Raw genomic sequence first — 14,559 nt, 5'->3', positions numbered from 1 at the left:
AACCATGGCGATGCCGATATTGTCAGCGGCCTTCGATGTTCACGCCCCGGCCAAGCAGCAGCAAGAGCTCCCTGACGTGCAGCAGGGCACACATCTTCTCCTTGACCATGCCGGCCAACCAGGGGCGCTTGCCCTCCTGATGGCGCCACTTCACCTGGTCCCGGTGCAGCAGTTCTGTGCCCTTCAACTGGTGACAGGCCAATCCCCAGGGTGATTCTCCCAGCATAATCAGATATTTGTAATCGTCCATCTCCAGATGCTGGCCCGGCATGACCCACTGGGCCGTGTCCACCACGTTCATCTTCTGCTCGCGGGAGGTCATGATCCCCTTGTACCAGCCCGGCTGGCCGAAGAGAGAGGTCACCTCCCCCAGTTGATGGATGCCCCCCAACTCGGTCAGAGGCACCGCAAACGTCACCCCGGCCACGTCGAAGAAGAGCGCCTGAAACTCGTTGCCGGTATCCAGGTTCTCCCAGGTCGACGGTGCGGGCGCCGCCTCAAGGGCGGGCGCGGGTTCTGCCACCGCGAGGGCGACGGGCTCGACTTCCTCCGCCACGGCTTCCACCACCGGCTCTGCCAGGGCGACCAGAGGCTCACTGTCAACCACCTCCGCCTCGAGCTGGAATGGCTCGACATGCACCTCTTCGTGGCTCAGGGCATCCATCTCGAACTGGACCTGTCCCACCTGGGCAAGCAGCTCGCTCAGCTGGGCCAGTCGGGTATCGGCTTCAAGATAGGGGGTGGCAGCCACCTCCGGCACGGCGACGGTCTGACGTTGCAACGCAGGGGCCGGTGCTTCGTCTTCGGGATCTTCCCGCAGCAGGGCATCGTCCAGCAGCAGGGAGTGGAAATAGTCGTCCATGGCCCGAACCTGGGTGGTCTCTCTCACGGCATCACCTCCTGGGTCCGTTGACGCTCCAGCGCGTCGAGATGGTTGAGCAGGGTCTCATAGGCATAGGTGCCCCGACTGCCCGGTGCATAGATGGAGGGAGGAATGTGCACCAGACTGGCATCCCTGAATTTGGTGTCGATGGGAATGACCGCATTCCACACCGCCTCCCCATACTGCTCCTTGATGGACTGCAATGTCATCAGGGAGGCGCGGGTACGCTTGTCAAACATGGTCGGAATGATGGTGTAGCGGAACTTCTCCCGCTTGGAGCGCTGCATGATCTCGAAGGTCTTCATCATCCGCTCCAGCCCCTTGAGGGCCAGGAATTCGGTCTGCACCGGCACCAGGATGCGATCGCAGGCCGCCAGCGCGTTCACCATCATGACCCCCAGCACCGGCGGACAGTCAATGAGCACGTAGTCGAACTGATCCTGCACCCGCAGCAGGGCGCGCTTGAGCACCAGCCCCATCCCTTCCCGGTTGCCCATCACCCGATCCAGCGTGGCCAGGGTAATCGAGGCGGGCAGCAGGCTGATGTTCTCGAATCGGGTCTTGAGGGTCATCCGGTTGACCAGCTCTGCGCTGGGTTTGGCCGCCTGGAACAACTCGTACAGGGTGCCTTCCAGCCTGTCCGAGTCGAAATCGAGATAGGAGGTCAGGGAGGCGTGTGGGTCGGTGTCGATCAGCAGTACCCGCTGGCCACGCTGGGCCAGAATGCCCGCCAGGGAGACGACCGTGGTGGTTTTACCGACTCCACCTTTCTGATTGGCAACCGTCCAAACAATCACTGTATCAATCCTGCCTTGTTGTTATGCGTATGCCCCCACCGGGCAGCGCGATCACCCTGATCTTTTCACTGTCGACACTCTGCGGTGCGTCCTGCACCGGTGCCCCCGTCAGCGGTTTGACGGGGGCTGGCGGCACCCAGGCGAACCTGGATATGGCGACCACCACCTTGCGATTCTGTAATCGTCCCTGCTCGGTGCCATTGTCGACGAAGGGGGAAAACTCTCCGTACGCCTCGTAGGCGAGCCGACCGGGAGCCACCCCCTTGCCCACCAGGGCATTGAGCACTGCCTCGGCGCGGGCCGCTGACAATGTCCAGTTGGAGCGGAAAATTTCGTTGTTTATCGGTTGGTTATCCGTGTAGCCCCGCACCCTGACATAGTTATCGACCGGTTTGAGAATACCTGAAAGCGTATCGAGCACGGGTGCGGCATTGTTCCCCAGAAAAGCGCTGCCACTGTTGAACAGGAGACCTGAACTCAGCTCCACCGTCAGCCAGTTGTCATCCTGCGCAAGCTTCACCACCCCCGCATCGACCAGGGCGCCCATGGACTTCTGGATCTGCATGTCGATCTGCGCAAGAGCCGTGCCATCTTGCGAGACGGGCGTACCCGTGATGGGGGCCCGCGAAGGGGACGCAGAGGCCTGGCTCTCCAGCAGGCTGGGGGCGGCCGAGACCGGGTTGTCCAGCAAGGAATTACCCCGCCCTTCCAGCAGGCCATCGCTGCGCGGCGCCTGGTTGAAGGCCTGGGTCATGCCCTCGATGACGGCGCGGTACTCCTCCTTGTTGACGATGGCAACGGAGTAGAGCACCACGAAAAGGGCGAAGATGAGCGTCATGTAATCGGCATAGGAGACCAGCCAGCGATCGAGATGCTCTCGCCCTTGCAGGTGCAAACGATAGCGCTTGCGCATGGCTACTCCCCTTTCAGATAAGCCCGTAACCGCCTTTCAACCTGCGGGCCGTTCTCCCCGTGGGCGATGGCCAGAAGCCCCTCCAGGGTCATCTCCTGATAGAGGCCGTAATGGTAGTGGAAGGCGCGCAGCCGATTCGCAATCGGCAGATAGAGCAAGTTGGCAAAGCCCACCCCGTAGATGGTGGCGACGAAGGCCACGGCAATGCCCGCCCCCAGGGTGCCTGGCTCCTCCAGATGAAACATGGCCTGGATGAGGCCAATCACGGCCCCGATGATGCCGATGGTGGGGCTGTACCCCCCCATGGACTCGAACACCCTGGCCGAGTGCTCGTTGCGCTCCTGCTCGATGTCGATGTCCGCCTCCAGCAGGCTGCGAATATCCTCGATGGAGACGCCATCCACAATCATGGAAAGACCCTGGCGGGTGAAGGGATCGGGCTCGGCCTCGGCCTGGTTTTCCAGCGCCAGCAAGCCTTGCTGGCGGGCGAACTGGGCCCACGCCTTCAGGCGCTCGGCCTGCTCCGCAAGATCCAGCTGCGGCGGAAACAGCATCCAGGTTGCCTGCCTCAGGGCACTGAGCAGGTACCTACGGGGAGTCTGCAAGATCACCGCCCCCCAGGTTCCTCCGACGACGACGACAAAGGCCGGGCCATCCAGCAGGGTCAGCAAGCTGCCGCCATGCCACCACTGGGCGATGGCGACGGCCCCCAGCGCCAGCACCAGGCCGAGCATGCCCATGGTCAGCGACCCAACTCGACCAGAATGCGCTGGGCCACCCGATCCAGCGGCAGGGATTCGCTTGCTATGCCCGCCTTGGCAACGGCCTGGGGCATGCCATAGACCACGCAGGAGGCTTCATCCTGCGCCCAGATGGTCGCCCCCTGCTCCTTGAGCAGACGGGCACCATCGCGGCCATCCGCACCCATGCCGGTCAGGACGATGGCCAGCACCTTGTCGCCATAGGTCTTGGCAGCGGAGGCGAAGGTGATGTCCACGCAGGGTTTGTAGTTGACCTTGTCATTGCCATCGATGATGCGAAGACGGGCACCGGGCCCACGCCCTTCCAGCAGCATCTGCTTGCCACCGGGGGCAAGATAGGCCTGACCCGGCTTGAGCACGTCGCCATCCTGCGCCTCCTTGACCCCTATCTGGCACAGCCCGTTGAGGCGGGCGGCAAAGGCAGCGGTGAAGGTGGCCGGCATGTGCTGGATCAGCAGAATGGGATGAGGGAAATCCCCCGGCAGCTTGGTCAGCACGTTCTGCAGTGCCACAGGCCCGCCGGTGGAGGTACCGATGGCAACCAGCTGGTAACTCTTGCCACTGCGCTTGAACGCGGCGGGAGCCGCCGCTGCTCGCGCAGGCTCGGGCTGGCGTTCGGCCAAGGGACGATTCAGGGCCCCCGTGACGGCGGACCGTACGGCAGGCTCGGGGGCACGGGGCCGGGTCGCCATCAGGAAGCGTTTGCGAGCGATCTCCTTGACCCGCTGCTGCAGCAGGTTGACGGCTTCGTCCTTGTCCCGGGCGATGTCTTCAAACTTCTTGGGCAGAAAATCGAGGGCGCCCGCATCCAGCGCATCCAGGGTTGCCTTGGCTCCCTCGTGGGTCAGGGAGGAGAACATCAGGATGGGGGTCGGACACTTGGCCATGATCTCGCGCACGGCGCTGATGCCGTCGAGCACGGGCATTTCAATGTCCATGGTAATGACGTCTGGCCGCAACTGCTGCGCCTTGTCTACCGCCTCCCGCCCGTTCTGGGCCGTGTCAATCACCGTCATCAGGGGATCCTGATTGATGATTTCGCTGACCCGACGGCGGAAGAAACTCGAATCGTCGACCACTAATACCTTGACTGCCATTGTTATTCTTTTAACTCCTTGAGCCTGGCGCTCAGTGGCGACGGGCATAGGCCTTGAGCAGGCTGGGCACATCCAGAATGAGGGCGATGCCGCCGTCGCTGGTGATGGTGGCGCCGGCCATGCCGGGGGTACCTTGCAGCAGGTTGTCCAAGGGCTTTATCACCACCTCTTCCTGACCGATGAGGTTGTCTACCACGAAGCCGACCTGCTGGGTGCCGATCTGGACGATGACCACGTGGCCCTGGTCCTGGCGGGCCGTCTTGCTGGCACCCCGTACCAGCCACTTGTGCAGGTAGAACAGCGGAATCGCCTTGTCACGGACGATGATGGTGAGCTGGCCATCCACCACGTTGGCCTTTTTCAGATCCAGGTGGAAAATTTCATTCACGCAACCGAGGGGCAGGGCGAAGGTCTGCTGACCCACCTCCACCATCAGGGTCGGCAGAATGGCCAGGGTCAGGGGAACCTTGATCTCGAGACGGGTGCCCTTGCCCCAGGTGGAATCGATGTGCACCGAGCCATTGAGACTGACGATGCTGGTCTTCACCACGTCCATGCCCACTCCACGGCCGGAGATGTCGGAGATCTCCGACTTGGTGGAGAAGCCGGGGGCGAAGATCAGGTTGTAGGCATCGTTGTCGCTCATGCGCGCCGCGCTGTCAGCATCGAGCACGCCACGGCTGATGGCGATGGACTTGAGCTTCTCCGGGTCCATCCCTGCGCCGTCATCCTCGATGCAGAGCAGGATGTGGTCCCCTTGCTGGGAGGCGCTCAGGGTGATGGTACCCTGACGGGGTTTGCCCGCCTTCTCGCGCACGTCAGGCATCTCGACGCCATGGTCGCAGGAGTTGCGCACCAGGTGAACCAGGGGGTCGGCCAGGGCCTCCACCAGGTTCTTGTCCAGATCCGTGTCCTCACCCACCATCACCAGCTCGATCTCCTTCTTGAGGGTACGAGCCAGATCGCGCACCACGCGCGGGAAGCGGCCGAATACTTTCTTGATAGGCTGCATGCGGGTCTTCATGACCGCGCCCTGCAGATCGGCGGTCACGACGTCGAGGTTCGCGACAGCCTTGGACATCTCTTCGTCATTGCTGGCGATGCCGAGGCTCACCAGGCGGTTTCTCACCAGCACCAGTTCGCCCACCATGTTCATGATGACGTCCAGGGTCTTGGTATCCACCCGCACCGTGGTATCGCTCTGTACCGCGCTGCTCTCGGCGGGAGCGGCCTGCTTGGCAGGGGCGGCCTTGGCTGGCGCTGGGGGCTCTGCCGGCGCGGGTTTGGCGGCCACCGGCGCCTTGGGCGACGTCACCGGGGCTGCGGGTGCCGGGGCCTTGGGTTCGGGAGCGGGCGCAGGAGCAGATGCCAGACTGTGCTGGGGCCCCTGCCCACGGCCGTGCAGTTCATCCAGCAGGCGCTCGAACTCATCGTCGTCGATGAGCTCGTCCACCTCTTTCTGGACCGACTGCAAAGGTGCCAGATCGGGGGCACCACCGTGCTGGCCCTGACCATGGAGCTGGTCGAGCAGGGCTTCGAATTCGTCGTCTGTGATGTCACCTGAACCGCTCAGCACGGGGGCGGCAGAGACCGTCGGCGCTTTGCCGACACCGTGCAGTTCATCCAGCAGGCGTTCAAATTCGTCGGCGGAGATCTCGTCGATGGAGCCACCGCCATTGACGGCGACAGGCGCCACCTCGGCGATGACCTCGGGTTCTGGTACGGGTTCGGGCTCGGGCTCTGGCTGGGCCGCCACGCTGGCGGTACGCAGCTGCTCCTGCCCTTCCGGCTTGCACAGCTCGTGCAGATCGTGCAGCAGATCGGGAGAAGCGGGGCTTATCTCTTCGCGGTTCTGGACCTGGGCAAACATGACGTTGATGGCATCCAGCGCCTGCAAGATAACATCCATCAGCTCGGCACTGAGGGTCCGCTTGCCGTTGCGCAGCATGTCGAACAGGTTCTCGGCACCGTGACAGACATCCACCAGTTCGGTGAGGGAGAGGAAGCCCGCTCCCCCCTTGACGGTGTGGAAGCCGCGGAAGATGGCGTTCAACAGGTTCTTGTCATCGGGCCGCTTTTCCAAGTCGACCAGTTGTTCAGACAACTGTTCCAATATTTCTGATGCTTCGACCAAAAAGTCTTGCAGTATGTCTTCATCAACTTCGAAGGCCATGCGTCACTCCATTAGAATCCCAGGCTAGACAGCAGATCGTCCACATCATCTTGACCATTGACCACATCTGAGCGGGTCTGCGGGTTCATGATGGGGCCTTCCGCCTCGATGCCGCTCGCTGGCAGGCTACGTGCCGAATTGTCGCTAACGCCCTCACCGAACATGGTCAGCATCTCTATCAACTTCGTTTCAACTTCCTGCACCAGTTTGATCACCTTGCGGATCATCTGACCGGTCAGGTCCTGGAAATCCTGAGCCATCAGAATTTCCGTCAGCAGTTGTCGTAACTTATCGGCATCCGTCTCAGAAGCCTTAATAAAATCATTCAGTTGATGGCACAGTGCCTTGAATTGACCCAGCTCGAGATCCCGGCTCATCAGGGCATTCCAGTTGGGCATGACCAGCTGAATGTTGTCGTTGAGTCGATCGGCGATGGGAAGGCTTGCCTCGACCGCATCCATGGTGCGATTGGCCGCCTTGTCCGTCATGTCGATGACATAGCTCAGACGCTCCCGGGCATCCGGGATCTCATGGGTGGCCAGGTCGGGGATCCTGGGATCCAGGCGAAAATCCTGCAATGAATTGTGCAATTGGCGGGTCAGCTGCCCCACCTTGTCAAACAGGGCCGCCGCGTTGGGGGCGCACACATCGGCGAGGATGGTATCGGCCTGTTCAAACTCTTCCCGCTCCAGGTGGGCAACCAGCATCCTTGCCTGGTCAAGCGAGATCATGGCACTCGTTTTGGCCTTCATCCCTGCCGCTCCTTAGCCGATACGTTCAAAGATTTTGTCGAGCTTCTCTTTGAGGGTGGCAGCGGTGAACGGCTTGACGATATAGCCATTGACCCCGGCCTGGGCGGCTTCGATGATCTGCTCGCGTTTGGCTTCGGCAGTCACCATCAGAACCGGCAGGTGCTTGAGCTTGTCGTCGAGGCGAATCGCCTTGAGCAGGTCGATGCCCTGCATACCGGGCATGTTCCAGTCGGTGACCACGAACTGGAAGTCGCCATTTTTCAGCATCGGCAACGCCGTGTTGCCATCGTCTGCTTCATGGGTATTGTTGTATCCCAGGTCACGCAGCAAGTTCTTGATAATCCGGCGCATCGTTGAAAAGTCATCGACGATGAGGATTTTCATGTTCTTGTCCAAAGTTCCTCCTAAATAGCCGCCAAGACGGCTCACTTACATGATGCAGATCGCAGGTTTTATGGTGCGGATTATGCCTTAGAGTTGTGCTCCAGTGTAGCCAGTACAACCACTTATAAATTCCAATCTCGCAAACGGGCGCGCAGCCTGTGCATGGCCTGACTATGAATCTGGCTCACCCGAGACTCACTCACACTCAATACTTCACCGATCTCGCGCAGATTCAGCTCTTCATCGTAATAAAGGGAGAGCACCAGCGCCTCCCGCTCCGGCAGGCGGGCGATGTGCTCCGCCAGGGCCCCCTGGAAGCGTTCAGCCGCCAGATCGTCGAATCCTCCCTGACCGTTGCCGTCATCGGGATGACCGATGACATCTTCGCTGACGCCCAGATCCTCGATGCCGATGATCTTGCCGCAGGAGACATCCTGCAGCATGGCATGGTACTCCCCGAGGGACACCCCCATATTGGCGGCCACCTCGGTGTCTCTGGCATCCCGGCCATGGGCCTGCTCCACGTTCTCGATCGCTTCTGCGATGGCACGGCTGTTGCGGTGCACCGAGCGGGGCACCCAGTCTCCGCGGCGGATCTCGTCGAGCATGGCACCACGGATGCGGATGCCGGCATAGGTTTCAAAGCTGGCGCCCTTGCTGCCGTCAAAGTTGCGGGAAGCTTCGAGCAGCCCAATCATACCTGCCTGGATCAGGTCATCCAGCAAGACACTGCTTGGCAGGCGAGCCAATAAATGCTGGGCAATCCGCTTGACCAGCGGAGCGTGTCGCTCGACCAGCACGTAGGAATCCTGATGACGCAAGTATGCTTGGGCTTTATTCACGGGAGTCTTCCTGTGTTATGACCGGCTTTTGCAACAAGTTTTCCAGGAAAAATTCGAGGTGGCCCCCCGGCTGATTCGGGATGGGCCAGCTCGCCGCCTTGTTCGCCAGGGCACGAAATGCCAGGGCGGCAGGGGATTTTGGAAACGCCTCAACTATCAGTTTCTGCTTGCGCACCGCGGCCCGCAGGTTGGTGTCGTAAGGCACGCAGGCCACCAGCTCCAGGGAGGTATCCAGGAAGCGGTCGGTGACCCGGGTCAGCTTGGCGAACAGCTCCTGTCCCTCGCGCAGGGAGCGGACCATGTTGGCCACCACCTTGAAGCGGAACACACCGTGATCCTTGGAGAGGATCTTGATGAGCGCGTAGGCATCCGTGATGGAGGTGGGTTCATCGCACACCACCACCATGATGTCCTGGGCGGCGCGGGTGAAGCTCAGCACCATGTCGGAGATCCCCGCCGCCGTGTCCACCAGCAACACGTCCACCTGGGTCTTCATCTCGCTGAAGGCGCGGATGAGCTCGGCGTGCTGTACCGGAGAGAGCTCCACCATGGACTGGGTACCCGAGGTGGCCGGCACTATCATCATGCCGTAGGGCCCCTCGACGATGATGTCATCCAGGGTGCATTCCCCCGCCAGCACGTGGGAGAGGTTGCGATGCACCCTCAGCCCCAGCATGACGTCGACGTTGGCCAGACCAAGGTCAGCGTCCAGCACCAACACCCGCTTGCCCTGAGCGGCCATGGCTCCCGCCACGTTCAGGGTCACGTTGGTCTTGCCGACGCCCCCCTTGCCTCCGGACACGGCGATCACTTTCACTCGATTGTTTTGACGCATTTTGCGCAGACCACTCGCCTGATCCATATACATGTTACTCATAAAACTCCGAATCTTCGGATTCGCCAAAACCCGATCCCCAGAAATAGGGATCTTCTGCTTCCCGTTCCAGCGACCCCATGGCGGCACCGACCAGCAGCGCCGCGTTGGCAACTTGAATATCTTCCGGCACCCGTTGCCCGTCGGTGATGTAACTGATGGGCAGGGCGTTTTGAATGCACACGTTGATCACTTCACCCAGATTCAGGCTCTCGTCGAGCTTGGTCAGAATGCAGCCGGAGAGCGGAATGCGCCGGAAGTGATCCACCGCCTCCTGCATCACCCGTCGCTGGGAGGTGGCCGACATGACCAGATAACTGCGGATACGCACCTTGGCATTCTTCACCAGGGTGTCTAGCTGTTCGGTCAGGCGGATATCCCGCTGACCCACCCCGGCGGTGTCGATGAGCACCAGCCGGCGATGGCGGAACTGATAGAGGGCACTGGCCAGCTCTTCGGCGTCCCGCACCTGCCGCACCGGGCAACCCATGATGCGACCATAGGTCTGCAGCTGTTCGTGGGCCCCGATCCGGTAGTTGTCCGTGGTAATGAGCGCCACCTGCTCGGCGCCATACTTCATGGCAAAGCGGGCCGCTAGCTTGGCGATGGTGGTGGTCTTGCCCACCCCGGTCGGTCCGAGCAGGGCCACCGCCCCTCCCTGACGCAGGATCTCGTCCTCGCTGATCTTGAGCTGGGCCGTCAGCACCTCGGCCAGCTGGGCCATGGCCTGATGGATCGGCATGTCTTCGGGGATGAGGCCCGCCAGCTGATCGGCAAAGGCATCGTCGAACCCCATCTTCTTGAGTTCCTTGATGAGCAGGGCGCGCATGGGTTCACGGCGCTCCACCTCCTGCCACATCAGGCCGGAGATCTGGTGCTCCAGCAGCTTGCGGATGCTGGCCATCTCCTTGCGCATCCCCTCCATCTCCTGATCCCGCTGGGCGGACTGGGTCTGGCGCGGGGCGGCTGCAGGACGGGCCTTGGGCTTGGCGGGCTCGGGAGCGGCGCCCCACTGGCCCTGTTCGGCCAGGGTTCTGGGAGCACTGGCCGCGCCCGCCAGTCCGGCGGACTGGGTGCCGGCAGCGCCATTGGCGGGCCAGGAGGCCGAGGCCGGCTGACCGTTGCCTCCGTTGCCTCCGTTGCCAGACCATGATCCCGGGGCGGCATTGCCACCCGCCGGGTTGGCCGGATTGAGCTTCTGCTGGCGCGCCAGCAGGGCCGCCAGGGTATCGGCGTAGTATTCGTTCTGTTCCTTGGGTGGCGCCGACCTCGTCATCTGCTTGCCCGCAGACGAGATATTGACGCTCTCTTCATTCAACTGACGGCGAACCGGCGCGTCTTTGGGCCCCGGTACCTGGGATTGATAATCGACGGCCGCGACTATCTCCACCCCACCGGTGACCTTTTTGTTGGACATGATGACGGCATCGGGTCCGAGAGTCTCCTTGACCTCGGCCAGCGCCGTGCGCATGTCTTTGGCAAAAAACCGCTTAATCTTCACCCGTCATCTCCGCTAACTAGCCCTGTCCCACCGCACTGACGATGCGGATCTGCTTGTCGTCAGGCACTTCCTGATAGGACAGCACGCGTAATCCAGGAATGGCATTCTTGACAAATTTCGCCAGGGTATTGCGCAATATCCCCGATGTCAGAAGCACGGCCGGCTGGCCTTCCAGTTCTTGTCGTTGAGTGGCTTCCACCAGGGAGCGTTGCATCCGCTCCGCCAGTCCCGGTTCGATACCGGCGCCATCTCCCCCACCTGCTTGCAGGGATTGATGCAATATACGTTCCAGTTCTGGTGACAAGGTGATCACCGGCAGCTCGGGCTCGGGGCCGGCAATCTCCTGCACAATCAATCTGCGCAGGGCGATCCGGCAGGCTGCGGTCAGCACTTCCGGGTCCGGGCTGCGGGGCGCATATTCCACGAGGGTCTGCAGGATAGTGCGCATATCGCGAATTGGCACGCCTTCATTGAGCAAATTCTGCAATACCTTCACCAGGTTGCCCATGCTGATCACCTCGGGAACCAGTCCTTCCACCAGCTTGCTCTGATGCTTCCCTATCATGTCGAGCAGTTGTTGCACCTCGTCATGACCCAGCAGCAGCGCCGCATGGTTGGAGAGGATCTGGCTCAGGTGGGTAGCCACCACGGTGGCCGCATCGACCACGGTGTAGCCAAGGGTCTGGGCCTGGGAGACCTGCTCCTTGGCGACCCAGACCGCCTCCAGCCCGAACGCCGGGTCCTGGGTAGCGATACCGTGGATCTGGCCGAACACCTGCCCCGGGTTGATGGCCATCTCCTTGTCGTGATAGACGGTGGCTTCCCCCGTGCTCACGCCCATCAGGGTGATGCGGTACTGGTTGGGGGCAAGATCCAGATTGTCGCGAATGTGGACGGCAGGCACCAGAAAGCCCAGCTCCTGGGAGAGCTTCTTGCGCACCCCCTTGATCCGGTTGAGCAGTTCGCCCCCCTGGTTCTTGTCCACCAGAGGTATCAGCTGATAACCCACCTCCAGGCCGATGATGTCCACCGGCATGACGTCGTCCCAGCTGAGATCCTTCTGCTCCACCGGGGCATCCCCCTGGGCCGGCATGAGTTCGCCGCTCGCCGCCTTCGCCTTGTTCTGCTTCTCGCGGCGCAGCAGCCACCAGGCGCCCGCCGCCGCCACCGCCCCCAGGCTCAGGAAAGCCAGGTGCGGCATGCCGGGCACGCTGCCCATCATCAGCAGGATACCTGCGGAGATCACCAGCGCCTTGGGATTTTCGAACAGTTGGCCGAGTACCGCAGTCCCCATGTCCTGGTCGGTATTCTGACGGGTGACGATGATGGCCGCGGCAATGGAGAGCAGGAGCGAGGGGATCTGGGCGACCAGACCGTCACCGATGGCGAGCAGGGTATAGACCTGGGCCGCTTCGCCGAAGGTGAGCTGGTGCTGCATCATGCCGATTATGAAGCCGCCGATGATGTTGATGAAGAGGATCATGATGCCGGCGATGGCATCCCCCTTCACGAATTTGGAGGCACCGTCCATGGAGCCGTAGAAGTCCGCTTCCTGAGTCACGTCCTGACGGCGCTTCTTGGCCTCTTCCTGATTGATGAGACCGGCGTTCAGGTCCGCATCGATGGCCATCTGCTTGCCGGGCATGGCGTCAAGGGTGAAGCGGGCGCTCACCTCGGAGATCCGGCCCGCACCCTTGGTGACCACCACGAAGTTGATGATCACCAGGATCATGAAGACGATGATGCCCACGGCATAGTTGCCGCCGATCACCACGTTGCCGAACGCCTCGATCACATGGCCTGCCGCCGCGCTGCCGTTGTGGCCTTCCAGCAACACCACCCGGGTGGAGGCGACGTTGAGGGCGAGCCGCAGCAGGGTGGCGATCAGCAAGACGGTGGGGAAGGCGGCAAATTCCAGGGGGCGGCGGGTATAGACCGCCACCAGCAGCACCACGATGGAGAGGGCGATGTTGAATGAGAAGAGGATATCCAGCATCAGGGGCGGAATGGGGAGTACCACCATCCCCAGAGAGGCCAATACCAGCAGCGGCGTCCCTACCCCTCTGCTGAGCAGCCACTTGTACTCTTTGAAACGGCCCAGTCCCGCTTTGAATCCCATCGTGCTTCTCAATGATAAACTGCCAATGACGGATTAAAGCAAATATCAAGCCAAGGATTCAATGCATTGATCTATATGGCTTTTATTTTAACGCTGTCAGAAGTCCGTCGTTGGCGTCACGGGGAATGGTGACAGGGGGAAGCTGCCTTCACCAAGCCGGCCAAAGGCCAGCCCAGGCCATGGGGCGAGGCGCCGCGCCTCGACAGGGAGATTGCGGCCTTGTTTTCGACACAAGGGAGAGATCGGATGGTGGGGACATCCCACCGCTTTATTTGCGAAACGCGGGGGCGCAAGGGAGAGAACCCGGGATCAGGCTGCCTCCACTGCGTTATTTGCGAAACTCGGGTGGAATGGGCAGATCCGTGGCGATGGGGGTCGGACGCCGGCCGCGGCCACGGCGGAACTTCTTGAGCTGATAGACATAGGCCAGCACCTGGGCGACGGCGGCGAAGAGCCCCTCCGGGATCTCCTGGCCAATCTCGGTGGCGTGGTAAAGGGCCCGGGTGAGCGGCGGGGAGGACATGACGGGGATGTCGTATTCGCGCCCGATCTCCCGGATCTTCATCGCCACCTCGTCGACCCCCTTGGCCAGTACCTTGGGCGCCGCCCCCGGCTTGCCCGCATCGTATTTGAGCGCCACCGAGTAGTGGGTCGGGTTGGTGATGATCACATCGGCCTTGGGGACATCCCCCATCATGCGGCGCATGGCCATCTGCATCTGCAACTGGCGTATCCGCCCCTTGACCTCGGGCTTGCCTTCGCTGTCCTTGAACTCGTCCTTGATCTCCTGCTTGGTCATCTTGAGCTGGCGATTGTGGTTCCAGCTCTGGAACGGCACATCGATGGCGACAATGGGGATCAGGGCGCAGCAGAGGATGATCAACATCCAGAGCAGCAGGTCCAGGGCATCGACGATGCCGCCGGGAAAACCCTCGAGAGAGAGATTCAGCAGATGGTTGAACTGGCTCGACAGCATCCACCAGGCGAACAGACTGATAAACACCACTTTTGCGATGGATTTGACAAGTTCCACCAGAGATTGCACCCCGAACATCCTTTTGATGCCGCTCAGGGGGCTCAGCTTGCTCCACTTGGGCAGCATGGCCTCGGAGGAGAAGTTCATCCCGCCGAGCAGGGTGTTGCCGACGAAGGCAGCGATGATCACCAGCATGAACAGCAGCCCCAGCGGCTGGATAAGCTCCCCCAGCAGGGCAGGCACCATGGCCCCCATGGCATTGGGGTCGAACGCCTGATCCCGGTCCAGGGTAAAGCCCATGGTGAGCACCTTGATCATGGCCCCTGCCAGACTCTCCTTGATCATCAGGAGGCCGAACACGGTCGCCAGCAGGACGCTGGCGGTACCCAGCTCCTTGGAACGTGCAATCTGCCCTTTTTCCCGGGCTTGTTGCAGTCGTTTGCCCGTGGGTTGTTCTGTGCGTTCCTGATCGGTATCAGCCATGCTG

The 14,559-nt window shown here is 61.6% G+C and carries 13 protein-coding genes; all 13 read right to left on the bottom strand.

Annotation, left to right across the window (positions count from 1 at the left end; all coding sequences use genetic code 11):
- Positions 1-22: 22 nt before the first annotated feature.
- Entirely contained in the window at positions 23-889 is an 867-nt protein-coding gene (locus AB5Y80_RS12865) for a chemotaxis protein CheW (RefSeq protein ID WP_134996663.1), read from the bottom strand.
- Positions 886-1,680, bottom strand: coding sequence for a ParA family protein (locus AB5Y80_RS12860; RefSeq protein WP_010673940.1), 795 nt, complete (start codon positions 1,678-1,680; stop codon positions 886-888). Before AB5Y80_RS12860 ends, AB5Y80_RS12865 begins: the two co-directional genes overlap by 4 nt.
- Before the next feature lie 4 nt (positions 1,681-1,684).
- Entirely contained in the window at positions 1,685-2,593 is a 909-nt protein-coding gene (locus tag AB5Y80_RS12855) for an OmpA family protein (RefSeq protein WP_323922980.1), read from the bottom strand.
- A gap of 2 nt (positions 2,594-2,595) precedes the next feature.
- Positions 2,596-3,333: a flagellar motor protein gene (locus AB5Y80_RS12850; RefSeq protein WP_202015495.1), complete on the bottom strand. Its 738-nt coding sequence runs from the start codon at positions 3,331-3,333 to the stop codon at positions 2,596-2,598.
- 2 nt (positions 3,334-3,335) lie between these two features.
- Positions 3,336-4,451: a chemotaxis response regulator protein-glutamate methylesterase gene (locus tag AB5Y80_RS12845; protein WP_202015493.1), complete on the bottom strand. Its 1,116-nt coding sequence runs from the start codon at positions 4,449-4,451 to the stop codon at positions 3,336-3,338.
- Between the two features lie 31 nt (positions 4,452-4,482).
- Positions 4,483-6,624: a chemotaxis protein CheA gene (locus AB5Y80_RS12840; protein ID WP_368173017.1), complete on the bottom strand. Its 2,142-nt coding sequence runs from the start codon at positions 6,622-6,624 to the stop codon at positions 4,483-4,485.
- Between the two features lie 11 nt (positions 6,625-6,635).
- Positions 6,636-7,376 carry a protein phosphatase CheZ gene (locus tag AB5Y80_RS12835; protein WP_010673935.1) on the bottom strand — a complete coding sequence of 247 codons (741 nt, stop codon included), beginning with the start codon at positions 7,374-7,376 and terminating at the stop codon, positions 6,636-6,638.
- Between the two features lie 12 nt (positions 7,377-7,388).
- Positions 7,389-7,772 carry a chemotaxis response regulator CheY gene (gene cheY, locus AB5Y80_RS12830; RefSeq protein ID WP_010673934.1) on the bottom strand — a complete coding sequence of 128 codons (384 nt, stop codon included), beginning with the start codon at positions 7,770-7,772 and terminating at the stop codon, positions 7,389-7,391.
- A gap of 110 nt (positions 7,773-7,882) precedes the next feature.
- On the bottom strand, positions 7,883-8,602 hold the full coding sequence (locus tag AB5Y80_RS12825) for an RNA polymerase sigma factor FliA (RefSeq protein ID WP_041212632.1): 720 nt from the start codon (positions 8,600-8,602) through the stop codon (positions 7,883-7,885).
- Complete coding sequence (locus tag AB5Y80_RS12820) at positions 8,595-9,470, bottom strand: MinD/ParA family protein (RefSeq protein WP_010673932.1); 876 nt, start codon at positions 9,468-9,470, stop codon at positions 8,595-8,597. The genes AB5Y80_RS12825 and AB5Y80_RS12820 overlap by 8 nt, the downstream gene beginning before the upstream one ends.
- 1 nt (position 9,471) lies before the next feature.
- On the bottom strand, positions 9,472-10,977 hold the full coding sequence (gene flhF / locus AB5Y80_RS12815; RefSeq protein ID WP_201925114.1) for a flagellar biosynthesis protein FlhF: 1,506 nt from the start codon (positions 10,975-10,977) through the stop codon (positions 9,472-9,474).
- Between the two features lie 16 nt (positions 10,978-10,993).
- Positions 10,994-13,096: a flagellar biosynthesis protein FlhA gene (gene flhA / locus AB5Y80_RS12810; protein ID WP_010673930.1), complete on the bottom strand. Its 2,103-nt coding sequence runs from the start codon at positions 13,094-13,096 to the stop codon at positions 10,994-10,996.
- Positions 13,097-13,424: 328 nt separating this feature from the next.
- Positions 13,425-14,555: a flagellar biosynthesis protein FlhB gene (gene flhB / locus AB5Y80_RS12805; RefSeq protein ID WP_010673929.1), complete on the bottom strand. Its 1,131-nt coding sequence runs from the start codon at positions 14,553-14,555 to the stop codon at positions 13,425-13,427.
- Between the last annotated feature and the right edge of the window lie 4 nt (positions 14,556-14,559).

Source organism: Aeromonas sp. R2-1 (assembly GCF_040908425.1).
In the GTDB taxonomy this organism is placed as follows: Bacteria; Pseudomonadota; Gammaproteobacteria; order Enterobacterales; family Aeromonadaceae; genus Aeromonas; species Aeromonas caviae.
This window is presented reverse-complemented; position numbering and strand designations above follow the sequence as displayed.